Annotated in this window: 19 protein-coding genes and 1 pseudogene; 19 read left to right on the forward strand and 1 reads right to left on the reverse strand. The window is 61.7% G+C overall.

The window, feature by feature from the left end; genetic code table 11:
- Nucleotides 1–117: 117 nt before the first annotated feature.
- The 16 genes and pseudogenes from ACLD1Y_RS25160 to ACLD1Y_RS25235 all read left to right on the forward strand — a co-directional run bounded on the left by ACLD1Y_RS25160 (nt 118) and on the right by ACLD1Y_RS25235 (nt 17,923).
- The gene (locus tag ACLD1Y_RS25160; protein WP_429480465.1) at nt 118–633 is read left to right on the forward strand and encodes a sigma-70 family RNA polymerase sigma factor; all 516 of its coding nucleotides are present in this window, start codon (nt 118–120) and stop codon (nt 631–633) included.
- Complete coding sequence (locus tag ACLD1Y_RS25165; protein ID WP_429480466.1) at nt 634–1,584, forward strand: FecR domain-containing protein; 951 nt, start codon at nt 634–636, stop codon at nt 1,582–1,584. It begins immediately after the preceding gene.
- A 605-nt stretch (nt 1,585–2,189) separates the two neighbouring features.
- On the forward strand, nt 2,190–4,544 hold the full coding sequence (locus tag ACLD1Y_RS25170; protein WP_429480467.1) for a TonB-dependent siderophore receptor: 2,355 nt from the start codon (nt 2,190–2,192) through the stop codon (nt 4,542–4,544).
- Nucleotides 4,545–4,701: 157 nt separating this feature from the next.
- On the forward strand, nt 4,702–5,157 hold the full coding sequence (locus ACLD1Y_RS25175) for a (2Fe-2S)-binding protein (protein WP_429480468.1): 456 nt from the start codon (nt 4,702–4,704) through the stop codon (nt 5,155–5,157).
- Nucleotides 5,157–7,376 (forward strand): molybdopterin cofactor-binding domain-containing protein, encoded by a 2,220-nt coding sequence (locus ACLD1Y_RS25180; RefSeq protein WP_429480469.1) that lies wholly within the window; start codon nt 5,157–5,159, stop codon nt 7,374–7,376. The genes ACLD1Y_RS25175 and ACLD1Y_RS25180 overlap by 1 nt, the downstream gene beginning before the upstream one ends.
- Nucleotides 7,377–7,392: 16 nt before the next feature.
- Nucleotides 7,393–8,724, forward strand: a complete 1,332-nt coding sequence (locus ACLD1Y_RS25185) for a c-type cytochrome (RefSeq protein ID WP_429480470.1) — start codon at nt 7,393–7,395, stop codon at nt 8,722–8,724.
- A gap of 469 nt (nt 8,725–9,193) precedes the next feature.
- Nucleotides 9,194–9,490 carry a DUF6124 family protein gene (locus tag ACLD1Y_RS25190; protein WP_429480471.1) on the forward strand — a complete coding sequence of 99 codons (297 nt, stop codon included), beginning with the start codon at nt 9,194–9,196 and terminating at the stop codon, nt 9,488–9,490.
- A 573-nt stretch (nt 9,491–10,063) separates the two neighbouring features.
- The gene (locus tag ACLD1Y_RS25195; RefSeq protein ID WP_429480472.1) at nt 10,064–10,489 is read left to right on the forward strand and encodes an SRPBCC family protein; all 426 of its coding nucleotides are present in this window, start codon (nt 10,064–10,066) and stop codon (nt 10,487–10,489) included.
- Nucleotides 10,490–10,618: 129 nt separating this feature from the next.
- Nucleotides 10,619–10,735: pseudogene (locus tag ACLD1Y_RS25200) on the forward strand (DUF6124 family protein); the annotation flags it as partial.
- 192 nt (nt 10,736–10,927) lie between these two features.
- Nucleotides 10,928–11,941 (forward strand): iron ABC transporter substrate-binding protein, encoded by a 1,014-nt coding sequence (locus ACLD1Y_RS25205; protein WP_429480473.1) that lies wholly within the window; start codon nt 10,928–10,930, stop codon nt 11,939–11,941.
- A 66-nt stretch (nt 11,942–12,007) separates the two neighbouring features.
- Nucleotides 12,008–13,534: an ABC transporter permease gene (locus ACLD1Y_RS25210; RefSeq protein WP_429480507.1), complete on the forward strand. Its 1,527-nt coding sequence runs from the start codon at nt 12,008–12,010 to the stop codon at nt 13,532–13,534.
- Nucleotides 13,531–14,586 carry an ABC transporter ATP-binding protein gene (locus ACLD1Y_RS25215; protein WP_429480474.1) on the forward strand — a complete coding sequence of 352 codons (1,056 nt, stop codon included), beginning with the start codon at nt 13,531–13,533 and terminating at the stop codon, nt 14,584–14,586. The genes ACLD1Y_RS25210 and ACLD1Y_RS25215 overlap by 4 nt, the downstream gene beginning before the upstream one ends.
- Before the next feature lie 61 nt (nt 14,587–14,647).
- On the forward strand, nt 14,648–15,412 hold the full coding sequence (locus ACLD1Y_RS25220) for a COG4705 family protein (protein WP_429480475.1): 765 nt from the start codon (nt 14,648–14,650) through the stop codon (nt 15,410–15,412).
- A 23-nt stretch (nt 15,413–15,435) separates the two neighbouring features.
- Nucleotides 15,436–15,858 (forward strand): hypothetical protein, encoded by a 423-nt coding sequence (locus ACLD1Y_RS25225; RefSeq protein WP_429480476.1) that lies wholly within the window; start codon nt 15,436–15,438, stop codon nt 15,856–15,858.
- A gap of 77 nt (nt 15,859–15,935) precedes the next feature.
- Nucleotides 15,936–16,601 carry a response regulator transcription factor gene (locus tag ACLD1Y_RS25230; RefSeq protein ID WP_429480477.1) on the forward strand — a complete coding sequence of 222 codons (666 nt, stop codon included), beginning with the start codon at nt 15,936–15,938 and terminating at the stop codon, nt 16,599–16,601.
- Nucleotides 16,577–17,923, forward strand: a complete 1,347-nt coding sequence (locus ACLD1Y_RS25235) for an ATP-binding protein (RefSeq protein WP_429480478.1) — start codon at nt 16,577–16,579, stop codon at nt 17,921–17,923. The genes ACLD1Y_RS25230 and ACLD1Y_RS25235 overlap by 25 nt, the downstream gene beginning before the upstream one ends.
- A gap of 259 nt (nt 17,924–18,182) precedes the next feature.
- Here ACLD1Y_RS25235 and ACLD1Y_RS25240 read toward each other — a convergent pair whose 3' ends face one another.
- Entirely contained in the window at nt 18,183–20,240 is a 2,058-nt protein-coding gene (locus tag ACLD1Y_RS25240) for a TonB-dependent receptor (protein ID WP_429480479.1), read from the reverse strand.
- Nucleotides 20,241–20,520: 280 nt separating this feature from the next.
- Here ACLD1Y_RS25240 and ACLD1Y_RS25245 point away from each other — a divergent pair, with 280 nt between their 5' ends.
- From ACLD1Y_RS25245 to hpaE, 3 genes are read left to right on the forward strand one after another with little or no spacing between them, the layout of a single operon-like run.
- Complete coding sequence (locus tag ACLD1Y_RS25245) at nt 20,521–21,177, forward strand: fumarylacetoacetate hydrolase family protein (RefSeq protein WP_429480480.1); 657 nt, start codon at nt 20,521–20,523, stop codon at nt 21,175–21,177.
- A 10-nt stretch (nt 21,178–21,187) separates the two neighbouring features.
- Nucleotides 21,188–21,952 (forward strand): fumarylacetoacetate hydrolase family protein, encoded by a 765-nt coding sequence (locus ACLD1Y_RS25250; protein WP_429480481.1) that lies wholly within the window; start codon nt 21,188–21,190, stop codon nt 21,950–21,952.
- 19 nt (nt 21,953–21,971) lie between these two features.
- Nucleotides 21,972–23,432, forward strand: a complete 1,461-nt coding sequence (gene hpaE, locus ACLD1Y_RS25255; protein ID WP_429480482.1) for a 5-carboxymethyl-2-hydroxymuconate semialdehyde dehydrogenase — start codon at nt 21,972–21,974, stop codon at nt 23,430–23,432.
- The last annotated feature ends 44 nt before the right edge of the window (nt 23,433–23,476 follow it).

A 23,476-nucleotide genomic window follows, 5' to 3' on the forward strand; every position in this document is an offset into this window, starting at 1 on the left:
ATGCCAGCCGGCGCGTGAAAAAGTATCAGCCGCCTGCGGTTTTTTTTGCAGGCGTTGCGCTGGCGGTGGGTTGTCACTTAGCATTGGGAATACTTCTCAATTGCACAGATCCGCGCCATGAGCGAAACCCTTGCTGCCGACAACTCCCCGCACCTGAGCACGGTCGAAGCCCTGTACAGCGGGCATCACGGCTGGCTGTACGCCACGCTCAAACGCAAACTCGGCAATGCCATGGATGCCGCCGACCTGGCCCAGGACACCTTCACCCGCATCCTCGCCTCCCAGGTCACGGTGATCGAGCAGCCACGGGCCTACCTGACCTGCGTGGCCAAGGGCATCCTGGTCAACTGGTACCAGCGCAAGGCCCTGGAACGCGCCTATCTGGAAGCCCTGGCCTGCGTCCCGGTTCACGAGGTGCCGTCGCCGGAAGCGCATTTTGTGGTGCTGGAAACCCTGCATGAAATCGACGCGATGCTCGATTCCCTGCCGCCATTGGTGAAGCGCGCGTTCCTGCTCTCGCAGCTCAACGGCCTTAAATACCAGGACATCGCCGATCAATTGGAGGTGTCGCTGATTACCGTCAAACGCTACATGAAACAGGCATTTGTGCAGTGCCTGATGCTGGTGGAATAGATGCCCGCCCTGTCTCCCAAAGCACTCGAGGAAGCCGCCGAATGGCTGATGCGCCTCAGCGAAGGCGACCTCAATGACAGCGAGCGCGCCGAATGGGAACACTGGAAACTCAGCAGCCCTGAACGCGATCGCGCGTGGGCCCGCGCACAGTTGCTGCAAAGCAAACTGGGTGGCCTGCCGCCGTCGCTGGCGATGTCGGCGCTGGACCGTCCTGCGAGCCCAGAGCGTCGCGCCGCCCTGGGCAAACTGGCGCTACTGTTGGCGGTGATGCCGGTGGGCTGGGGCAGTTGGAAGCTGGCGCAAAACCAGCAATGGATGGCGGACTACAGCACCCGTGTGGGCGAACGCCGCGTGTGGGTGTTGGCCGATGGTTCGCGCATAACGCTCAATACCGATACTGCTATCGACGTGCGGTTCGACAACCAGCAGCGCCTGGTACACCTGCGCGAAGGCGAAATACTGGTGCAGACCGCGCATGAGGCCACCCGCCCGTTTTTGGTCAGCACTCGCCAGGGGCACATGCAGGCCCTGGGCACACGTTTTACCGTGCGCGAACTGAACGCGCGGACTCATCTGGCGGTGTTGGAAGGTGCCGTCAAGGTGATGCTGGCCGAGAATAGCCAAACGGCGCCACTGATCGTTAATGCCGGGCAACGCACGGATTTTTCTGCGCAGACGTTTGGTGTATTGGGCACGGCTGACGCCAATGGAGATGCCTGGACCCGGGGCATGTTGATGGCGGACAAGATGCGCTTGGCGGATTTTGTGGCTGAGCTGTTGCGCTATCGCCGGGGGTTTGTGCGGTGTGATCCGGCGATTGCCGATTTGCGGATTTCCGGGGCGTTTCCGGTCGGTGATAGCCAGCGGGCGTTGGGGATGTTGGTGCAGACGTATCCGGTGCGGGTGAGTGGGCATTTGAATGGGTATTGGGTGACGTTGTCGCCTGCCTGAACCTACCAGGTCACCGCGTTTTATCAGATATAAACCGATTCAAATGTGGGAGCTGGCTTGCCTGCGATAGCGGCTTATCAGGCGACCGAGCTTTTTCGGATGCACACCGTTCAAAATGTGGGAGCGGGCTTGCTCGCGAAAGCTATGTGTTAGGCGCTAGAGGGTTTGGGTCGGAGTACATATCCGTTATTTCGGTGATGGCTGATATGGGTTCCGCCCTTACGGCGGGTCACTTTGGAAAAGCCCCAAAGTAACCAAAGGGCTCTTGCCCCACCACTCGGTGCCTCGCCTAGGCTCGGCATGCCCTCACTCCGGCTTGAATCCGTGGGCCGCCGTCATGGGCCATCCTTGGCCCAGGACGGCTAACCCGGCGTCCTGCCGGGTTACCCACGGATTCAAGCCTGCGTTCGGCCAGCGTGGTTTAACGGGGCGCCTGAGATCAAGATCTAAAGCAAAGCAAAGCAAAGCAAAGCAAAGCAAAGCAAAGCAAAGCTGCGTTCGACTTAAGTGACGCGAAAATAAAATGGCAGTTGGCTGATACTTTTTCCAATCTCAACTGGCAAACCTTGGAACTCCTTTACCTCTCGTCCAAAGGCTCCCCTTTGATGCTTGTGATTCGCAGTGCGCTGTTCAGTCTGGTATTGAGCGGTGCCACGATGGCTGCGCAGCTCGATGCTGTTGCGCTGCACGCTTATCAGATCGCTCCCGGCCCGCTCGGCGCTACGCTGTCGCGCTTTGCGGTGGACGCGGGTATTGCATTGTCGTTTGTACCGGCCCTGACCGAAGGCCAGACCAGCGCTGGGCTGTCCGGCACGTATTCGACCCAGGAGGCGGTCAACTTGCTGCTGGACGGCAGTGGTCTGGCGATGGTGATGCGCAGCGACGGCACCTACACCTTGGTGCAGCGCCGGGTCACTCTGGGCAACACCGAGGTCAGTGGCGTCGAGCAACGGGGCGATAGCCTGCCGCCGGTGTATGCCGGTGGGCAGGTGGCTATGGGTGGGCGCCTGGGCATGCTGGGCAATACGGATGTGATGGATGCGCCGTTCAGTGTCAGCACCTACACCGCCGCGTTGATCAAGGACCAGCAGGCCACTACCGTCGGCGATTTGCTGGAGCGCGATTCTTCGGTGCGTTCCACCGGGCAAACCGGGGGGATTGTCGACTCGTTTTTCATCCGTGGTTTCCCGGTGGGCGAAGGCAACCTCGGCGAATTGGCGTTCGACGGCGTGTACGGCGTGGCGTCCAACTACCGGGTGTTCACTGAGTACGCTGAACGCATCGAAGTGGTCAAGGGGCCAGGCGCCCTCCTCTATGGCATGTCACCCAACAGCGCGGTGGGGGGCGTGATCAATGTGGTGCCCAAGCGCTCCCTGGAGGACGACCTCACCCGCTACACCGCCAGTTACGCCCAGGATGCGCACCTGGGCAACCGCATCGATATCAGCCGGCGTTTTGGCGAGGAGCGCCGCTTTGGTGTGCGCTTCAATGGGGGTGTGCAGCAAGGCGATACGGTGATCGACCACCAGGACCGTGAAGTCGATATTGGCGCCCTGTCCCTGGACTACCAGGGGGAGCGCCTGCGCACCAGCCTGGATCTGATCTCCCAGCACGAGGTATTCAACGCCGCCTCGCGGCCGTTCCTGATCGACACCGGCGTGAAGATCCCCGGCGCCGCCAATGGCCGCACCAACGTCAGCCAGGACTGGGGCTGGTCCAGGACGCGGGACAAGTCCGCCTTGCTCAGCGCCGACTATGACCTTACCGATAACCTGACTGTGTTCGGCCACGCGGGCGGCGGCCGGTCGGCGGTGGCGCGCCTCTCCGACCAGACCCCCAGCATCATCAACAGCACGGGCGACACCTCGTCGATCCCGGGTTATTACCGCTTCGAGGTGCAGCGTTACACCGTGGACGCAGGTCTGCGCCTGCACTTCGACACCGGCCCCATCAGCCACAGCAGCACCGTGCAAGTCAGCCGTTATCGCGACGCGCTGTCACGAGGGATTATTTCAGGGGCGCCGGTGCTGTCCAATATCTACCACCCCACCGAGAGCGCCAGGCCTTCAATTGCCAAGCCCGATGCGCCAAAAGTGTCCGCCACCGAGCTGGACGGCGTGGCCATCGCCGACACTTTGTCGATCTGGGACCAACGCGTGCAGTTCACCCTGGGCCTGCGCAAACAGCGCATCCAGTCTAACAACTACAACAGCGCAGGCCGGGTGACCAGCGCCTACGACGACGGCAAGACCACGCCTCTATTCGGCGCGGTGCTCAAGCCCTGGGAGCAGGTGTCGTTCTACTACAACTACCTCGAAGGCCTGAGCAAGGGCGATGTCGCGCCCTCCAACGCGTCCAACGCCGGTGAGGTGTTTGCGCCCTACGTGTCCCGACAGCACGAAATCGGCGTGAAGCTCGACTACGGCACCTTCATGTCCACCCTGGCCCTGTTCCAGATCCAAAAACCCAGCGGCGAACTGGCCAGCGGACGGTTCGCGGTACAAGGTGAGCAACGCAACCGCGGGCTGGAGCTGACTGTGCTGGGCGAAATCGCCCCAGGCATCCGCCTGCTCGGCGGTGTGACCCTGCTGGATGCAACGCTGACCCGCACCGGCATCGCCGCGAACAAGGGCAACACCCCGGTGGGTGTGCCCAAGGCGCAGGCCAACCTGTGGGCCGAATGGGACACCCCGTGGGTCGAGGGCCTGACGCTGACCAGCGGCGCGCTCTATACCGCCAGCCAGTACGTCGACCAGGCCAACACCCAGCAACTGGATCCCTGGACGCGTATTGATATGGGCGCGCGGTATGCGACAAAGATCGAAGGGCGACCGACCACGTTCCGCGCCACGGTGCAGAACGTGTTTGACCGTGAATACTGGTCGGGCGTGGCCTCCTACGGGGCGTTTTCCCAAGGGGCGCCACGCACACTTCTACTGTCGGCTACGGTGGATTTCTAACCATTGACGCTCTCACCCGATCCTCTCGAATCCTTGCCTGATCCTGCGAACTTATCGACCACCGGATACTTACCCCTTGCACAGTGGTCTAGAGTTCGACAATAAGCGGCCGCCGCATTCATAAAGGCCGCACCTACCGTCGATCAGCAGGTGAGCCATGCAATTACGTATTAACCAACAGGCCTATCAGGTCGATGCAGACGCGGACACGCCCTTGCTGTGGGTAATCCGCGATGACCTGGGGCTGACCGGCACCAAATACGGCTGCGGCCTGGCCCAATGCGGTGCGTGTTCGGTGCTGGTAGACGGCAACGTGGTGCGCAGTTGCGTCACACCGGTGGCGGCGGTGGTCGGGCGCGAGATCACCACTATTGAGGCCATTGAGGCCGATGACGTAGGCAAGCGCGTGGTCGCGGCCTGGGTAGAGAACCAGGTGGCGCAATGCGGCTACTGCCAGTCCGGGCAGGTCATGGCCGCCACCGCGCTGCTCAAGCACACCCCCGCGCCCAATGACGCGCAGATCGAAGCGGCGATGATCAACCTGTGCCGCTGCGGCACCTATAACGCTATCCGTACCGCCATGCACGAGCTGGCCAAGCCGGAGCGTGCCTGATGAATACCCCCAACGATCTATTCGATGCGCCGGTGAATCTGTCGCGCCGACGCTTTTTGGCCAGTACCGCCGTGGGTGCGCTGGTGATCGGTTTCGGGCTGCCGCTGGGTACGTCCAGGGTGCAGGCTGCCACTGGCGCTGAACGCGGCACTCAAGTGCCGGCCTTCCTGGAGATTCGCCCGGACGGCAGCGTGCGTTTACTCAGCCCCTTTATGGAAGGTGGCCAAGGCACCCACACCGCCATGGCGCAGATTGTCGGTGAGGAATTGGACGCCGACCCCGCCACCTTCATCGTCGAGGCCGCCCCGCCCGGCGCAGCCTATGTGGTGATGGAAAACGGCATGCGCATCACCGGCGGCAGTATGTCGGTGCGCATGAGCTACCCCGTGATGCGCCGCCTGGGCGCCCTGGCGCGCACCATGTTGCTGCAAGCCGGTGCCGAGCAGCTCGGCGTGCCGGTGGCGGAGCTGACCACCCAACCTGGCCGCGTGGTGCATGCCGCGTCCGGCCGCTCCCTGGGTTACGGTGAATTGGCCAGTCGTGCCCTGGACATGCCAGTGCCCGACCCGGCCAGCATTACGTTGCGCGACCCGAGCCAGTTCCGCTGGATCGGCAAGCCGGTAAAACGCCTGGACGCCTACGACAAATCCACCGGCAAGGCGCTGTACAGCATCGACCAGAAAGTCGACGGCATGCTCCACGCCGCCGTCCAACACGCACCGCGCCTGGGCATGACGGTCGGCAGCCTGCGTAACCAGGCACAAGTCGAAGCCATGAAGGGCGTGCATTCGGTTCACCAATTGCCCGGTGCCGTGGCCGTGGTGGCTGAGCGCTGGTGGCACGCCAAGCGGGCAGTAGAAGCGATCCAAGTTGATTGGCAGGAACCGGGGGCCGACGCCACCGTGCGGGTCATGCCGGCGGACTTCTCCAGCGATGGCTTTCGCGACTTTCTCGCCGCCCAACAAGGCCCGGCGCGGGACGACGAAAACGAAGGCGATGTAGCCGCCGCGCTGGCGGGCGCCAAAACCAAGGTCGAAGCCACCTACCACAACCAATACCTGCACCACGCCCAACTGGAGCCGCCGTCGGCCCTGGCGCGGTTCAACCCTGACGGCACGCTGGACGTGTGGCTGCCCAACCAGGCCCCCGACATGTTCCACGCCGACATCGCCAAGCGCACCGGCCTCGACATCGCGCAAATCAACCTGCACTCGCCGTTGCTCGGCGGATTTTTTGGCCGGCATTTCCTGTATGACTCGGCCAGTCCGTACCCGCAGGCCATTGCGCTGGCCAAGGCGGTGGGACGTCCGGTCAAGCTGATCTGGAGCCGCGAGGAAGAGTTCCTGCGCGACGTGTTGCGCCCGGTGGCCGTGGTCAAGTTCCGCGCGGCGCTGGATGACAAAGGGTTGCCAGTGGCCATCGAGGCGGTGAGCGCCACCGAAGGCCCTACCGAAGCCATCGCCGGCAAACAGGGCGATAAACTCGACCCCACGGCCCTCGAAGGTTTGTCGGGCAAGGCCTATGCGATCCCTAACAAACGTATCGCGCAGATCTACGTCAAAGGCCCGGCCATGCTGGGCTACTGGCGTTCGGTGGGTAACTCGCTGAATGACTTCTTTTATGAGGCGTTCCTGGATGAACTGGCGGACAAAGGCGGTCACGACCCCTTTGAGCTGCGCCTGCATCTGCTGCGCGACAACCCACGCCTGACCACGCTGTTGCAAGCGGTGGGCGAACTGTCCGGTGGCTGGAAGCGCGGCCCCTACACGGCTGAAGACGGCACGCGCCGTGCACGTGGGGTAGCCATGGCCTCGCCGTTCGGCTCCCATGCGGCGGTGGTTGCCGAAGTGTCGATTGAAAGTGGCCAGGTGAAGGTGCACCAGATCTGGGAAGCCATCGACCCCGGCAGTATCGTCAACCCGGCGATTGTCGAGGCGCAGGTCAATGGCGCCGTGGCCCTGGGCTTGTCCCAGGCGTTGCTGGAAGAAGCGGTGTACGTGGACGGCAAGCCACGGGCGCGCAACTACGACCTGTATCCGATTCTGCCGCCGTCGCGCATGGCCCAGGTGCATGTGCGGATTGTCGAGAGTGGCGAAAAGATGGGCGGCATTGGCGAACCACCGTTGCCCGCCGTGGCACCGGCCGTGGCCAATGCGGTGGCGCAGTTGACCGGCCAGCGCATCCGCAGCCTGCCCTTGAGCCGACACACTTTCAGCTAACCGACAGAGACCGCCCATGAACAACCGTCGATTCGTAAGAACCGCAGGCTGGCTGGCGCTGCCCTGCCTGGTCGCCGCAGGTGTACTGGCCTGGTACGTTACCCGCCAGCCCACCACGCCTTTTGAACAAGCGCCAAGCGTGGACGCCGAACTGGTCAGCCGTGGCGAATATGTCGCCCGCCTCAGCGACTGCGTGGCCTGCCACAGCCTGCCGGGCAAGACGCCGTTTGCCGGCGGCCTGGAAATGGCCACGCCATTGGGGGCGATTCACGCCACCAACATCACCCCGGACCGCGAACACGGCATCGGCGCCTACAGCCTGGCCGACTTCGACCGTGCGGTGCGCCACGGCGTGGCACCGGGTGGCCGCAGGCTTTACCCGGCCATGCCCTACCCGTCCTATGTGAAGCTCAGCGACGAAGACGTGCGTGCGCTGTACGCGTTCTTTATGCAAGGCGTGCAACCGGCCAGCGAGCCGAATATCCCCAGCGACATTCCCTGGCCATTGAACCTGCGCTGGCCCATCGCCCTGTGGAACGGCGTGTTCGCCCCAAGCGCGCCCTATGCGGCCAAAACCGACCAGGATGCGCTGTGGAACCGTGGTGCCTACATCGTCCAAGGCCCCGGCCACTGCGGCAGTTGCCACACCCCCCGTGGCCTGGCCTTCAACGAAAAAGCGCTGGACGAATCCGGCAAACCCTTCCTCAGCGGCGCCCTGCTCGACGGCTGGTACGCCCCCAGCCTGCGCCAAGACCCCAACACCGGGCTGGGCCGCTGGACCGAGCCGCAGATCGTGCAGTTCCTCAAGACCGGGCGTAACCAGCATGCGGTGGTATTCGGTTCGATGACCGAGGCGTTCAACAACTCCACCCAGTTCATGGCTGATGACGATTTGGCCGCCATCGCCCGCTACCTCAAGTCTCTGCCGGGCGATCCGCAGCGTGACGGTACGCCGTGGCAATATCAGACCGCCGCTGCCGACACCGGCCCAGGTGCCCACACCTACGCCACTCGCTGCGCGTCCTGTCATGGCTTGGACGGCAAGGGCCAGCCCGAGTGGATGCCGCCGTTGGCCGGTGCCACGTCGGCACTTGCGAAGGAAAGCGCCTCGGCCATCAACATCACCCTCAATGGCTCGCAACGCATCGTGGTCGCCGGCGTACCGGACGCCTATCGCATGCCGGCGTTTCGTGAGCAGTTGTCCGACCAGGAGGTTGCCGAGGTGCTGAGCTATGTGCGCAACACCTGGGGCAATAAAGGGGGCGCAGTGGACACACAGGCAGTGGGCAAGCTGCGTGGGCATACCGACCCGGCGAGCAGCAGCCCGATTATTTTGCATATGCGTTGACGGCCCGTACTCGGTTAATTGTGGGAGCGGGCTTGCTCGCGAAGGCGGTGGGTCAGTGTGCAAATGCACTGACTGACACTCCGCTTTCGCGAGCAAGCCCGCTCCCACATTTTGGATCTCCATGCATCAGGGTACTTCGGTGGGTTACTGGCGTTTTGTCATGGTTTGTAAAGGGCCAGCAAGGCGCATCGCTTTTAATTGCAGGACGTTTCCTAGACAATCCCTGCCGCCTTGTGCCTGCTGGAATCGGTGGCTAGTCTGCGGTCCGTCACTGCCCATTCAGTGATCGGGTTTAGTCGCTCGGAATGACACAAGGCGCATGGTCACATGAAGTTTTATGGTGGCTGTGCGCAGGGCACCTTCGGGTGCGCCGGATTTCCTTGTGGCCGGTCGACTAACCTGCGTACAGCCGCCACCCATCGTTTAGTCGCGACAGGTGTTGGCTCCTATCTACACAAGGATCTACACCATGAACAAAGTCCTACCCGATCCACCCATCGACCCCGCAACAGACCGCGCCGCCTTCAACCGCGCCATCGACCATTACCTGCCCACCCAAGGTTTCCACTCGGTCAACGAAGACCTCAGCTTCGAAGACGCCCTGCTCTACACCGCCAGCTTGCTCGATAGCGCATCGGCGACAGCGCTCGACTGTGGTGAGCAATTGGCAAGCCCCGAACGGGCGAAGATCCTGGCGGTGTGGCACTTGCTGGAAATTGCCAGGACCACGGTGGATCGCTCCATTGAGTGCCTGAAACACAACTAAAAAAGCTGGGAGCTGGTTTGCCCGCGATGGCGGCCTGGCGGTCACCGTGTTGGTGTCCGATTCACCGTCATCGCAGGCAAACGTCACAGCCCTAGAACGCGGACCATCTGCCAAACGGCAAACCCAATCAGGCATGCCCCGCTAGCTCGGTTAAGCAAGCCTTGCCGTCCTTGGAGTAATGGCCAAGTCGAACGAAGACTTATATCTTTTAAGCTATATACCAGCAGGTTAGAAATAGCGAACACAAAAAACCAATATATCTCGCCGGAATAACCCTACAGCCTGCAATGGCGCGACCCTACATGCATATTATTTTTGCCAGTGCTATTTTTAGTTGCGTCTGACAAACATACAAAAGCATCGACTACATCAGCTGCGTTAATGCTCCGACAACAATCGAAGCCAGCAAGACTTCTTGTACACGGCAAGCGTTAACTAAAAAGAATCTTTCATAAAACCTTATGAAAATCGCTACTAATAGCCTCTGTGTTAGCGGAAATGTAGCGCCGAATCAACGGCAAGCACGTGATATCTAGAATCGTTTGGCCAAAATACTAAATAGGAAGTTTCATTATGTTTGAATGGGTACATGTCGAAACTGTTAATACTCCGGCCACTGCGGCACAAGTTTGGTCAGTATGGGCGGATGCGGAAAACTGGCCAAAGTGGGACGATCAGTTGGAATGGGTAAAATGGCAAGGTCCATTTGAAGAGGGAGCGATAGGAACAATGAAGCCAGCTGACGGGCCGGTTGTGTCGTTCGTACTAACAGAGGTTGAGGAATTTAGCCACTTTATCGACCGAGCTAACCTTCCTTTAACGACTGTTGATTTTATTCATCGTTATGAACCGACTTCTGATGGGGGAGGGAGAATAGTGCACAGTGTCGAGATGCGCGGCTTTTTAGCTCCGCTATTTGGCCGTGTTATAGGTTCAAAAATTAAGACACATCTGCGCCAAGCCATGGAGAAGCTTTCGCTACTTGCGGAAAGGCAATAGCAGCAGACAATTAGAGAGTTTGAATAATCGTCATCTAGGTCGTGGCATAGTGTTATCGCGCGGCTCAAGTTGCTCCGGCTTTCGCAGACACCTCTGTGCTGCTGCGGGCCGGAGGCGTCTCGATAGTTCGATTGCGGTGAGCAATTGGCAAGCCCCGAACGGGCGAAAATCCTGGCGGTGTGGCATTTGCTGGAAATTGCCAAGACTACGGTGGATCTCTCCATCGACTGCCTGAAACACGGTTAAGCCCGCTCCCACATTTGATCTGTAGCGACTGTTCGACCTCATCACAATTGTTAACCGTTAATTTGACGTTTTTTTCTCATTCCCCCCTCTACATTCGCCGCGCCCAAACATGCAAATGATTCCTATTGGTCTAGTCTCAATCGACCTCTCGCGGATTTCCCGTGCATTAATAAAAACCGGAGCGCTCACCGCATGACCACCCGTCTTCCGTCCTTTATCAAAAAAGCCCTGCTCGCCACCGCATTGGTCAGCGCAGGCCATGTGTATGCCGCCGACTCGGTGGGCATCGTGGTGTACAACGCCCAGCATGAAAGCCTCACCAAGGCGTGGGTCGAGGGGTTCACCCAGGAGACTGGTATCCCGGTGACGATCCGCAACGGCGATGACACCGAGATGGGCAACCAGATCGTGCAGGAAGGCGCCGCCTCCCCGGCCGATGTGTTCCTCACCGAAAACTCCCCGGCCATGGTGCTGGTGGACAACGCCGGGTTGTTCGCGCCCGTTGCACCGACCACCCTGGAACAGGTGGACGCCGCCTATCGCCCGGCCCATGGCAAGTGGGTCGGCATTGCCGCGCGCTCCACGGTGTTTGTGTACAACCCGAGCAAGCTCAAGGACGGCGACTTACCTAAATCGCTGATGGACCTGGCCTCGCCCAGCTGGAAAGGCCGTTGGGCTGCCTCCCCGGCCGGTGCCGACTTCCAGGCCATCGTTGCCGCCGTACTGGAGCTGAAAGGCGAAGCCGCCACCCTCGACTGGCTCAAGGCGATGAAGGCCAACGCCAGCATCTACCGCGGCAACAGCGCAGTGCTCAAGGCGGTCAACGCCGGCCAGGTCGACAGCGGCGTGATCTATCACTACTACAGCTTCGTCGACCAATCCAAGACCGGCGAAAACAGCAAGAACACTAAACTGCACTACTTCAAACACCAGGACCCAGGCGCGTTTGTGAGCATTTCCGGGGCCGGTGTATTGGCGTCCAGCAAACATCAGGAACAGGCCCAGGCCTTCGTGAAGTGGATCACCGGCAAAGATGGCCAGGCCATTCTCAAGGACGGCAATTCGTTCGAATACGCCGTGGGCCAGAACGCCCAGTCCAACCCCAAGCTGACGCCGCTGGCACAGTTGGACGCGCCGAAGGTCGATGCCTCCAAGCTCAACAGCAAGAAAGCCGTTGAGTTGATGACCCAAGCCGGACTGCTCTGATTGCTGCCTGAAACCTCCCTCCCCGGCGTTGCACACCCAGCGCCACGCAAACGCGCCCACGGCTGGATGAAAAGCCGTGGGGGCACGTGGGTCACCGGCTTGTCGGTGTTGGTGTCACTGCTGGCGCTACTACCGATTGCCTTTGTGATCGGCGTGTCCTGGCAGATCGGCTGGGCGCAGATCGAAGCGTTGGTGTGGCGCCCTCGCGTCGGCGAACTGCTGGCAAACACCGTGCTGCTGGTGGTACTCACGCTGCCGTTGTGCATCGTGTTGGGCGTTGCGCTGGCGTGGCTGACCGAACGCACCGACCTGCCGGGCCGCCGCTTCTGGTCGTTGCTGGCGGTTGCGCCACTGGCGGTGCCGGCGTTTGTGCACAGCTACGCCTGGGTCAGCCTGGTGCCGTCGATTCACGGTTTACCCGCCGGTGTGCTGGTGTCGGTGATTGCCTATTTCCCGTTTCTGTACTTGCCGGTGGCGGCTACATTACGTCGGCTTGATCCGGCGATTGAAGACGTGGCTGAATCCCTTGGGCTCAAGCCTTGGGCGGTGTTTTTCCGGGTGGTGCTACCTCAGCTGCGCCTGGCGATCTGCGGCGGTGCGCTACTGGTGGGCCTGCACCTGCTGGCCGAATATGGCCTGTACGCGATGATTCGTTTCGATACGTTCACCACGGCGATTTTCGATCAGTTCAAATCCACGTTTAACGGCCCGGCGGCGAATATGCTGGCGGCGGTGTTGGCGTTGTGTTGCCTGGCCATGCTCACCGTCGAATCCGCCGCACGCGGCCATGCGCGTTATGCGCGGGTCGGCTCGGGCAGCGCCCGAGAACAGCGCATTGTCGTGCTGGGTAACGGCACCACCCTGCTCTCACTCGGCTTGCAAACGGCAACCTGCGCACTGGCCCTCGGCGTTCCGCTGATTACCTTGGGCAAATGGCTGATCGCCGGAGGCCGCGAAGTCTGGCAGTTGGGCGAGTTGCTGCCAGCGCTGGAACAAACCGTACTGCTGGGCATTGCCGGTGCGGTGTTGACTACCTGCGCGGCGGTGCCGATTGCCTGGTTGTCGATCCGTGCACCGGGGCGCTTGCAGCGCCTGCTGGAAGGCTGCAACTACATCACCAGTGCCTTGCCCGGTATCGTCGTGGCCCTGGCGTTGGTCACGGTCACCATCCACTTCGCCCGGCCGATCTACCAAACCACGATTACCGTGCTGCTCGCCTACCTGCTGATGTTCCTGCCACGGGCATTGGTGAGCCTGCGCGCCGGCATCGCCCAGGCCCCGGTGGAGCTGGAAAACATGGCCCGCAGCCTCGGCCGCTCGCCAGGTCGGGCGTTGTGGCTGATCACGATGCGCCTGGCCGCACCGTCTGCCGCTGCCGGAGCGGCGCTGGTGTTTTTGGCAATCACCAATGAACTGACCGCCACCTTGCTGCTGGCCCCCAATGGCACGCGCACCTTGGCCACCGGCTTCTGGGCGATGACCAGCGAGATCGACTACGCAGCGGCCGCGCCCTATGCGCTGATCATGATCCTGCTGTCGTTGCCCTTGACCGGCCTCCTCTATCACCAATCCAAACGCACGGCAGGCCGATGAACGCCCTCGAACTCAACGCACTCTGCAAATCCTTCGGCGCCCAGCGCGCCCTGGCGGATGTGAGCCTGTCGGTGCCCACCGGCAGCCGCACGGTGATCGTCGGGCCGTCCGGCTCGGGCAAGACCACCTTGTTGCGGATGATTGCCGGCTTTGAATTCCCGGATACCGGCAGCCTCACGCTGAACGGGCAAACCCTGGTCGACAACAACCACGCCGTGCCAGCTCACCAACGCCAGATTGGCTATGTACCGCAGGACGGCGCGCTGTTTCCACACATGAGCGTGGCCGACAACATCGGCTTCGGCCTGGCAACCAAGGGCGAGCCGCGCCACGCACGCATCGCCGAACTGATGGACAGCGTGGCCCTCGATGCCACCATGGCGCAGCGTTGGCCCCACGAACTCTCCGGCGGCCAGCAGCAGCGTGTGGCGCTGGCCCGCGCATTGGCCCAACAGCCACGCCTGATGCTGCTGGATGAACCCTTCTCCGCGCTGGACACCGGGCTGCGCTCAGCCATGCGCAAGATGGTCGCGCGCCTGCTCAGCGATGCCGGTATCACCACGATCCTGGTCACCCACGATCAAAGCGAGGCGCTGTCATTTGCCGACCAGTTGGCGGTGATGCGCCAGGGTCGACTGGTGCAATCCGGCCATCCGATGGACCTGTACCAATACCCGGTCGACGAGCAAACCGCGCTGTTCCTCGGCGAAGCGGTGGTGATGCCCGCCAGGATCGAAGGCGGCTGGGCCCATTGCGGCCTGGGCCGCATATCGGTGGATAGCAAGCTCGACCACGAAAGCACCCGGATCATGCTGCGCCCTGAACAGTTGCAGCTCAGTCTCACCGACGTTACCGGTTGCCGGGGCGTGGTGACCGAACGCGAATTCGGCGGCAATACCTGCACCCTCACCGTGGAACTGCAAGGCGACGGCCAAGCCATTCTGGTGCGCAGCTCTGGCCTGCAGGCGCCGCCGCTGGGCAGCGTGGTGCACCTGACCACCGTGGGCCTGGCTCACGTCCTGAAAAAAACCGCCGCCCTCAGTCCCAGCTAAGTTTCGCGGTTTACCTTCTCCCCTGCGCCAACCACTGCGCCGTCAAGGAGAGGTAAACCCGATGAATGCCACAGCAGCCCGTTGGCTGAACAAAGTACCCGAGGTGACGCTGTCCTTCTGGGTGATCAAGATCCTGTCCACCACCGTGGGCGAAACTGGCGCGGACTACCTCGCCGTGGACGCAGGCTTCGGCGCGGGCTGGACCAGCCTGGGCATGGCCGCGCTGCTGGCCATCGCCCTGTTCTGGCAGATGCGCACCAAGGCCTACACGCCGTGGATCTATTGGCTGACCGTGGTGCTGGTGAGCATCGTTGGCACACAGATCACCGACATCCTCACCGATAAACTCGACGTCAGCCTGTACACCAGCACGGCGATTTTCTCGGTGCTGTTGGCGCTTAACTTCATGGTCTGGTTCCGCACCGAACGCAGCCTGTCGATCCGCGCCATCGTCACCCCGCGCCGCGAGTGGTTCTACTGGACCACCGTGCTCTGCACCTTTGCCCTCGGCACCGCTGCCGGAGACCTGGCTACCGAAGCGCTGGGCCTGGGGTTCACCCTCGGCGCGGTGATTTTCGCCGCGTTGATCGGCGTCACGCTGCTGGCCTGGAGTGTGGGCGTCAACTCTGTGCTGACCTTCTGGGTCGCCTACATCCTCACCCGGCCATTCGGCGCCTCCCTGGGCGACCTGCTTACCCAGGCCAAGACCTACGGCGGCCTGGGCATGGGCGCCAGCTGGACCAGCGCGCTGTTTCTCAGCGTGATCGTGCTGCTGGTGGCGGCTGCGCAGTTCAGCGTCGGCAACCGCAAAGCCATTACCCAATGATTATTCACACCAAGGAAACCCTTATGCGTCCTGTACAAAACCTGATTCGCCGCGTCGCCATCGCATCAGCCATTCTGATGCTGGGCATCGCCACCGGCTGCTCCAAACCTGCCGACAAACCCAAGGACGCCGCAGGCGCGCCGACCAGCCAGCGCCAGGCGTCGAAACTGGGCGACCTGTCCGAGTTCCGTAACATCGCGGTGGACGTCTCGGCGTTGGTTGCCAGCAACGACCTGGCAGGTGCCAAAGCCCGCATCAAAGACCTGGAAAGCAGCTGGGACGCCGCCGAAGCCGGCATCAAGCCGCGTGCCGCCAGCGACTGGCATGTGCTGGACAAAGCCATCGACCGTGCACTCTCGTCCTTGCGTGACGGCAGCCCGAACCAGGCCGATTGCAAAGCCTCGATGGACGACCTGCTCAAGGCCTTCGACCTGATGAAAGGCTGACGTTTGCTTGCACAGGTGCTTCACTACACACGCGGCGACCACCTCGCCGCGTGTGCTTTTTTTCTGCGGAGCGTGCCATGCGGATACTGCTGGTCGAAGACGACCCGATGATTGGCGATGCCATCCAACGCGCCCTCAGCGATGCGAGCTACGCCGCCGACTGGGTCAAGAACGGCCTCACGGGCCTGGCCGCCCTCGATACCCACCCCTACGACCTGGTGCTGCTGGACCTGGGCCTGCCCGGCAAGGACGGCCTCGATGTGCTGGACACCATTCGTGGGCGCAACAACCCGGTGCCCCTGCTGATCATCACCGCCCGTGACAACCTCGACGACCGTCTGCGCGGCCTCGACGGCGGTGCCGATGACTATTTGCTCAAGCCGTTCGACCTCTCGGAACTGCTCGCTCGCATCCGCGCAGTGCTGCGCCGTAAAGGCGGCAGCGCGTTGTCGGTGCTGGGGAATGGCGTGGTGTCGCTGGACCTGCTGTCCAAGCAAGCCAGCACCGCAGAACAACCCGGCGTGGCGCTGTCCAGCCGCGAGTTTGCGCTGCTGCAGGCGTTGTTGATTCGCCCCGGGGCGATCCTGTCACGCAGTGAATTGGAAGACCGCCTGTACGGCTGGGGCAACGAAGTCGAAAGCAACGCCGTCGAGTTCTTGATTCATGCTTTGCGGCGCAAGTTGGGCAGTCACGTGATCAAGAACGTCAGGGGCATGGGATGGATGGTTTCAAAAAACGTTTGAATGAGTCGGTGCAACTGCGCCTGTCGGTGACGTTGTCCGTGGCGATCCTGGTGGTGGCGCTGTTGGCCAGCGTGTTTGCCTTTGTCTCGGCGTTTGACGAGGCCCACGAACAACAAGACGCCACCTTGCGCCAGGTGGCGATGCTGTTTGACCGCCAGCAAATGACCTTGCAGTACCCTCAAGGCCCGGCCATTGACGGTGATGACGAAGAGTCGCGGGTGATCATCCAATACCTGGGTGACGGCCAGCATTCGCCGGGCACCACCGATGAGGCGTTGCCCCTGCCCTTTCCGACGACGCTCGCCGATGGCCTGTCTACCGTTGAGGTCGCGGGTGAAGCCTTTCGCGTGCTGGTGCGCAGCACCGCCCAGGGCCAGCGGATTGCCGTGGCGCAGGAGCAGGACGCCCGCGACAAGGATGCTCGCGAAAGTGCGTGGCGCAGCTTGTTGCCCTTCCTGATTCTGTTTCCGGTGCTGTTGCTGGTGGTCGGCGACCTGGTGCGCAAGCTGTTTCGCCCGATCGGCGTGCTGGCGGCGGAGATCGACCAGCGGGCCGAGCAGGCACTGCATCCGATCCAGGAACAGCACTTGCCCAGTGAAATACGCCCCTTTGTGGTCGCCATCAATCGCCTGCTGGCGCGGGTGGCCCAGTCCATGGACAGCCAGCGGCGCTTCGTCGCCGATGCTGCCCATGAGTTGCGCTCGCCCATGACCGCCTTGTCCTTGCAGGCTGAGCGGCTCGCCGCCACCGAGATGTCGCCTGCGACCCGCGAGCGGTTTGACCCGTTGTCACGGGGCATTGAGCGCGGTCGCAAACTGATCGATCAGCTGTTGAGCCTGGCGGCGGCGCAATCGACATCAGAACGGGCACAAACCCGGCTTTCGGTACATGAGTTTTATCGACAGGTCCTGGAAGACCTGCTGCCCCTGGCCGAACGCAAGCAGATCGACATCGGCGTCGACAGTCCCCAGGACGCGCACGTGGACTTTAACGAGTTGGACCTGTTTACCTTGGTGAAGAACCTGGTAGACAACGCCATCCGCTATACCCCACCGGGCGGGCGCATCGACTTGTCGGTCCAAGCAACGCCCGGCGCTGTACAGCTGCAAATCAAGGACTCAGGCCCAGGCATTGCCGTAGAAGAACAGCCGCGAGTGTTCGACCCGTTCTATCGCAGCCTGGGCACCGATGAGGCCGGTTCCGGGCTGGGGCTGTCGATCGTCAAGGCGATCTGCGAGCGCACCGGGGCGCGGGTGGAACTGGCGTTCAGCGACCCGGTGGCACAGCGTGGTTTGTGTGTTTCGGTGTGGATTTCAACCTGAATCCCAGATAGGAATCGGATCAAATTGTGGGAGGGGGTTTGCCCTAATGCCAGTCAGTTAAGGGTTAGAAAGAGTAAAAGCTAACCTGTGGCGAGGGAGCTTGCTCCCGCTGGACTGCGCAGCAGTCCCATCTTTGGGGCCGCTACGCGACCCAGCGGGAGCAAGCTCCCTCGCCACACTGACGGTGTTTGCCCTTAACTGACTGGCATTAGGGCAAACCCCCTCCCACATTTGAACCTATTCCAATCTAGGATCGGGTTTACAGGTCGTACCGCACCGCCATGCCAAACGTACGCGGTGCACCGGCATCGATGATTTCATCATCCCGATTGTTGGTGACGTACTGCTTGTCGAAGGCATTCTTCACAAAGCCCGACACCGCCACATTCCGGGTGACCTTGTACTCACTGCTGAAGTTAGCCAACACGTAGTTGTCGCTGCGCCGCTCGCCGGTCACCTTGCCGGCTGTGTTGAACTCATACGCCGACGGCGCTGTACTCTGGTACGTGACGTCGGTGTTCAGGGTCAGGCGCTCGTTGACACGATAGACAGCCCCCACCGATGCCTTGTACTTGGGTGCATACAGGAACGCCTCGCCGCTGCGGTCCTGGCCTCTGTCGGTGATGAAGTCCTTGTACTGGCTGTCGGTGATCGCGCCGCCGGCAGTCAGGGTCAACTGCTCGCTGAGGTCTTTTTCGACGAACACTTCCAGGCCCTTGATGTCGCTGCGCCCGGCGTTGTACACGTTGATGATGTTGCTGTTGGCCTCGCGCACGCTGACCTGCTGGTCTTTCCAGTCGGTGTAGTAGAGGTTGGCGCGGGTGCGCAGGGTGTCGTCGAAGAATGAGCCACGATATGACAGCTCGTAGTTGGTGGTGTATTCCGGGTCATAGGCCTCGTGGCCGCTGCCGGAACGCACGTTGACGCCGCCTCCGCGATAGCCCTTCTGCACCATGAAGCCCAAGTACTGGCCTGCGGCGAGTTCGTAGTTGATGCCAAGCTTGGGCAACAGGGCCGCGAACGACTTGCTGACTTTGGCGGGCCGGGACAGTTCGTCCTGCTTGATGTCGGTGTCGTTGGTCTCGTGGTCATAGCGCAGGCCGGTGATCAACGTCCAGCGCGGCGCGAAGGTCCAGTCGACTTCACCAAACAGTGCCTTGTTTTCAATGGTTGTGTCGCCCCTGACGGTCCTGGCCAGGACGTTATCGAACAGCAACTGATCGTGGAAATTGTTGGTGTTGTGGCCGTAGTACGCACCGACAAAACTCTTCACGGTGTCCGAGCTGTAGTTCAGGCGCAGCTCCTGGCTGAACAGGTTGCCATCCTGGCGGCGGCGGATCACTTCGTTGTCGACGGCGTTTTGGTCGAAATCCAAGCGGTTGTTGTAGTCCGAGGCGGTGTTGGCGGTGAGGCTGGTCAGCGACCATTGGTCGTCGAGGCGGTAGTCGACCTTGGCGCTGACGGTGTCCTGGATCAGGTTGTCGTAGGCCTGGGTGTCGGACGAAATCTTGTAGTAACGCACCTTGTCCTTCGTACGCATCACCGAGTTGTCGCCCTGGCGGTGCTCGTTGTGGGCGTAGGTGAGCAACACATCGAGGTCATCGGTGGGCACGATCAGCAATTTGCCGCGGGCATTGCTGGTGCGATGGGGGTTGGCGTCTTTGCCCAGGGCGATGTTGTCGATGTAGCCGTCACCGTCCTGATAGTCCAGGGCGATGCGCCCGGCGATCTTGTCATCGACGATGGAGCCACCACCGGCCACGGCCGCGCCCTTTTCGCCGTAGTTGCCCACGTTGGTCTGCGCCGAGAACGTCGGTTGGAACGTGGGGTTGCGAGTCTGGATCACCACGGCGCCCGCCAGGGAGTTGCGCCCTTGGGTGGTGGACTGTGGGCCGAGAAACACTTCGACCTGCTCCACATCCCACAGCGTGGTTGGCGTGAGGGTCAGGGTGCGGTTGGGCTGCACGGCGCCGTCGACGTACACCGACACCGCGCCATTGAGGGTGGCCGGGCCTTGGTCATCGAAACCGGACACCGGTACACCGCGAATACCCCAGTTTTCGTTACCGGCCTGGCTGTACACACCCGGCGTGCGCGCAAACACATCCACCAGGCTGTGGTCGGCCTTGTCACGTAGCTGCTGCTCGGTGACGACCACGACGCTGGACTGGGTCTGCTCAAGGCTGCGGTTTATTTTTTCACCGCTGACCGTGATCGGCGCGATTTCCATGCTTTGCGATTCAGCAGCCCAGGCGCCGCCGGCCATGCTCGCCATCGAACCGACCGCCAACGCGATTGTATGTTTTTTGAAATTCACGCCCTGCTCCCCTGCCCCGGATAATTATTGTTGTTGCGGCGGGCCAAATGCGGCCAAACGCCAGCGGGGCGGAGTCTAAGGGATAACAAATACGAATGAAACACTATTGGTAAAAGATCTCATTTACGACAATTGCGCATTTTGGTAACCAGCCAAATACATTTAATCGACGCAAAAAACCAACAAACACTGAGCGGAAAAAAATCCCGAACGACCATTGTTAACATCTTAATTACAAGGTTAACATGTTAATCAATACAGCCCGATTCAGGAGTCAGACATGCGCCGCGCCGCCAGCGATATCGCCACCGGTACCTTGTTCGGCATCGCCTTGAACTACCAAGGCCTGCTGCACAGCCGACTGGACGAATTCAACCAGCCGCCCTACCAGAAGCCACCGCAAAAACCGGTGCTGTTCATAAAGACTCCCAACACCCGCTCCGTCGACGGTCAAGCCGTGATCGCCCCCGCCGGCGAGCGCCTGCAACCTGGCCCGGCGCTGGGGGTGGTAATCGGCAAGACCACCAGCCGCGTGACCGAGCAGGACGCCTTCGCCCATGTCGCCGGCTACGTGATCGTCAACGAGTTCAGCCTGCCCGAAGACAGCTACTACCGCCCCGCCGTGAAGGCCAAATGCCGCAATGGTTTCTGTGCGCTCAGCAGCGAAGTGATCCCCACCAACGAAGTGCCGGATGCCCACGCCCTGGTGCTCACGCTGCTGGTCAACGGCGAAGTGCGCCAGGAAAACACCACCGCCAATTTCGTACGCAGCATTCCCCGATTGATTGCCGAGCTGAGTGAATTCATGACGCTGCACAAGGGCGATGTGTTGATCACCGGCACCCCCGAAGGCCGCGTCGACGTCGTGCCCGGCGATGAAGTCGTCGTCGAGATCAGCGGCCTGGGTCGCCTGACCAACCCCATTGTGGCCGAGTGAGGAAACCCCGATGAAACACGCACGCATCCGCTACCAGAACCAAATCCATGCCGTCACGGTAGAGGCCGACAATGCCGTCCGGCTCGCCGATGGCCGCCTACTCGCCGAGCAGCAAGTGGAATGGCTGCCGCCCGCCAAAGGCAGCATGTTCGCCCTGGGCCTGAACTACGCCGACCATGCCGCTGAATTAGCCTTCAATGCGCCGACCGAACCACTGGCGTTCATCAAGTCACCCGGCACCTACACCGGGCACAACCAAACCACCTGGCGTCCCGATAACGTCAAGTACATGCACTACGAGTGCGAACTGGTGGCGGTGATCGGCAAGCCGGCACGCAACGTAAAACGCGAAGACGCCCTTGGCTACCTGGCCGGCTACACGGTGTGCAACGACTACGCCATCCGCGACTACCTGGAAAACTACTACCGCCCCAACCTGCGGGTAAAAAACCGCGACTGCACCACCCCGGTCGGCCCGTGGATCGTCGACGCCGCCGATGTGCCCGACCCGTCAGCCCTCACGTTGCGCACCTGGATCAATGGCGAGCTGAAACAAGAAGGCTGCACCGCCGACATGATTTTCGACATCCCCTACCTGATCGAATACTTCTCCAGCTTCATGACCCTGCAACCCGGCGACATGATCGCCACCGGCACACCCGAAGGCCTGGCCGACGTGGTGCCGGGCGATGAGGTGGTGGTCGAAGTCGAAGGCGTTGGCCGGCTGGTCAACCGCATTGTCAGCGAATCCGAATTCTTTGCCGCTCGCGGCTGAAAACAACAGAGAGAACAGCATGATCAAGCACTGGATCAACGGCCGCGAAGTCGACAGCCCCGACACCTTCACCAACTACAACCCGGCCACCGGCGAAGCCCTTGGCGAAGTTGCCAGCGGTGGTGCCGATGAGGTGAACCTGGCCGTGGCTGCCGCCAAGGAAGCTTTCCCGAAATGGGCCAACACCCCGGCCAAGGAGCGCGCGCGCTTGATGCGCAAGCTCGGTGAGTTGATCGAGCAGAACGTGCCCAACCTGGCCGAACTGGAAACCCTCGACACCGGCCTGCCGATCCACCAGACCAAGAACGTGTTGATCCCCCGCGCGTCCCACAACTTCGACTTCTTCGCCGAAGTCTGCACCCGCATGGACGGCCACAGCTACCCAGTGGATGACCAGATGCTCAACTACACCCTGCGTCAGCCGGTGGGGGTGTGCGCACTGGTGTCGCCGTGGAACGTGCCGTTCATGACCGCCACCTGGAAGACCGCACCGGCCTTGGCCCTTGGCAACACAGCGGTGCTGAAGATGAGCGAACTGTCGCCGCTGACGGCCAATGAATTAGGGCGCCTGGCACTGGAAGCCGGTATCCCGCCCGGCGTGCTCAACGTGGTGCAAGGCTACGGCGCCACGGCCGGCGATGCGCTGGTGCGCCATCCGGATGTGCGCGCCATCTCCTTCACCGGCGGCACTGCCACCGGGCGCCGGATCATGCAGACCGCAGGCCTGAAAAAATATTCGATGGAACTGGGCGGCAAGAGCCCGGTGCTGATCTTTGACGATGCCGACCTCGATCGCGCCCTGGATGCGGCGCTGTTCACCATCTTCTCGCTGAACGGCGAACGCTGCACCGCCGGCAGCCGCATCTTTATCCAGGAAACCGTGTACGACCAGTTCGTCGCCGAATTCGCAGCCCGCGCCAAGCGCTTGATCGTCGGCGACCCGCAAGACCCGAAAACCCAGGTCGGCTCGATGATCACCCAGGCCCACTACGACAAGGTCACCGGCTACATCAAGATCGGCATCGAGGAAGGCGCCAACCTGCTGGCCGGCGGCCTGGAGCGCCCGGCCAACCTGCCGGCGCACTTGTCCAAGGGCCAGTTCATCCAGCCCACCGTGTTTGCCGATGTGGACAACCGCATGCGCATTGCCCAGGAAGAAATCTTCGGCCCGGTGGTGTGCCTGATCAAGTTCAAGGACGAAGCCGAGGCCCTGCGCCTGGCCAACGACACCGAGTACGGCCTGGCCTCCTACATCTGGACCCAGGACATCGGCAAGGCCCATCGCCTGGCCTACGGCATCGAGGCCGGTATGGTGTTCATCAACAGCCAGAACGTACGCGACCTGCGCCAGCCGTTCGGCGGCGTGAAAGGCTCCGGCACTGGCCGTGAAGGCGGCGAGTACAGTTTTGAAGTGTTCACCGAAGCCAAGAACATCTGCATCTCCATGGGCAGCCATCACATTCCACGTTGGGGTGTGTAAGGATCGGCTCGCCATCGTGATAAAACGGGGCGACCTTCGCGCAG

Source organism: Pseudomonas sp. 18175, assembly GCF_050432925.1.
Lineage (GTDB): Bacteria > Pseudomonadota > Gammaproteobacteria > Pseudomonadales > Pseudomonadaceae > Aquipseudomonas.

Coding starts and splice junctions, on each gene's coding strand:
- ACLD1Y_RS25160 (WP_429480465.1), top strand. CDS start 118: ATGAGCGAAACCCTTGCTGCCGACAACTCCCCGCACCTGAGCACGGTC.
- ACLD1Y_RS25165 (WP_429480466.1), top strand. CDS start 634: ATGCCCGCCCTGTCTCCCAAAGCACTCGAGGAAGCCGCCGAATGGCTG.
- ACLD1Y_RS25170 (WP_429480467.1), top strand. CDS start 2,190: ATGCTTGTGATTCGCAGTGCGCTGTTCAGTCTGGTATTGAGCGGTGCC.
- ACLD1Y_RS25175 (WP_429480468.1), top strand. CDS start 4,702: ATGCAATTACGTATTAACCAACAGGCCTATCAGGTCGATGCAGACGCG.
- ACLD1Y_RS25180 (WP_429480469.1), top strand. CDS start 5,157: ATGAATACCCCCAACGATCTATTCGATGCGCCGGTGAATCTGTCGCGC.
- ACLD1Y_RS25185 (WP_429480470.1), top strand. CDS start 7,393: ATGAACAACCGTCGATTCGTAAGAACCGCAGGCTGGCTGGCGCTGCCC.
- ACLD1Y_RS25190 (WP_429480471.1), top strand. CDS start 9,194: ATGAACAAAGTCCTACCCGATCCACCCATCGACCCCGCAACAGACCGC.
- ACLD1Y_RS25195 (WP_429480472.1), top strand. CDS start 10,064: ATGTTTGAATGGGTACATGTCGAAACTGTTAATACTCCGGCCACTGCG.
- ACLD1Y_RS25205 (WP_429480473.1), top strand. CDS start 10,928: ATGACCACCCGTCTTCCGTCCTTTATCAAAAAAGCCCTGCTCGCCACC.
- ACLD1Y_RS25210 (WP_429480507.1), top strand. CDS start 12,008: ATGAAAAGCCGTGGGGGCACGTGGGTCACCGGCTTGTCGGTGTTGGTG.
- ACLD1Y_RS25215 (WP_429480474.1), top strand. CDS start 13,531: ATGAACGCCCTCGAACTCAACGCACTCTGCAAATCCTTCGGCGCCCAG.
- ACLD1Y_RS25220 (WP_429480475.1), top strand. CDS start 14,648: ATGAATGCCACAGCAGCCCGTTGGCTGAACAAAGTACCCGAGGTGACG.
- ACLD1Y_RS25225 (WP_429480476.1), top strand. CDS start 15,436: ATGCGTCCTGTACAAAACCTGATTCGCCGCGTCGCCATCGCATCAGCC.
- ACLD1Y_RS25230 (WP_429480477.1), top strand. CDS start 15,936: ATGCGGATACTGCTGGTCGAAGACGACCCGATGATTGGCGATGCCATC.
- ACLD1Y_RS25235 (WP_429480478.1), top strand. CDS start 16,577: ATGGATGGTTTCAAAAAACGTTTGAATGAGTCGGTGCAACTGCGCCTG.
- ACLD1Y_RS25245 (WP_429480480.1), top strand. CDS start 20,521: ATGCGCCGCGCCGCCAGCGATATCGCCACCGGTACCTTGTTCGGCATC.
- ACLD1Y_RS25250 (WP_429480481.1), top strand. CDS start 21,188: ATGAAACACGCACGCATCCGCTACCAGAACCAAATCCATGCCGTCACG.
- hpaE (WP_429480482.1), top strand. CDS start 21,972: ATGATCAAGCACTGGATCAACGGCCGCGAAGTCGACAGCCCCGACACC.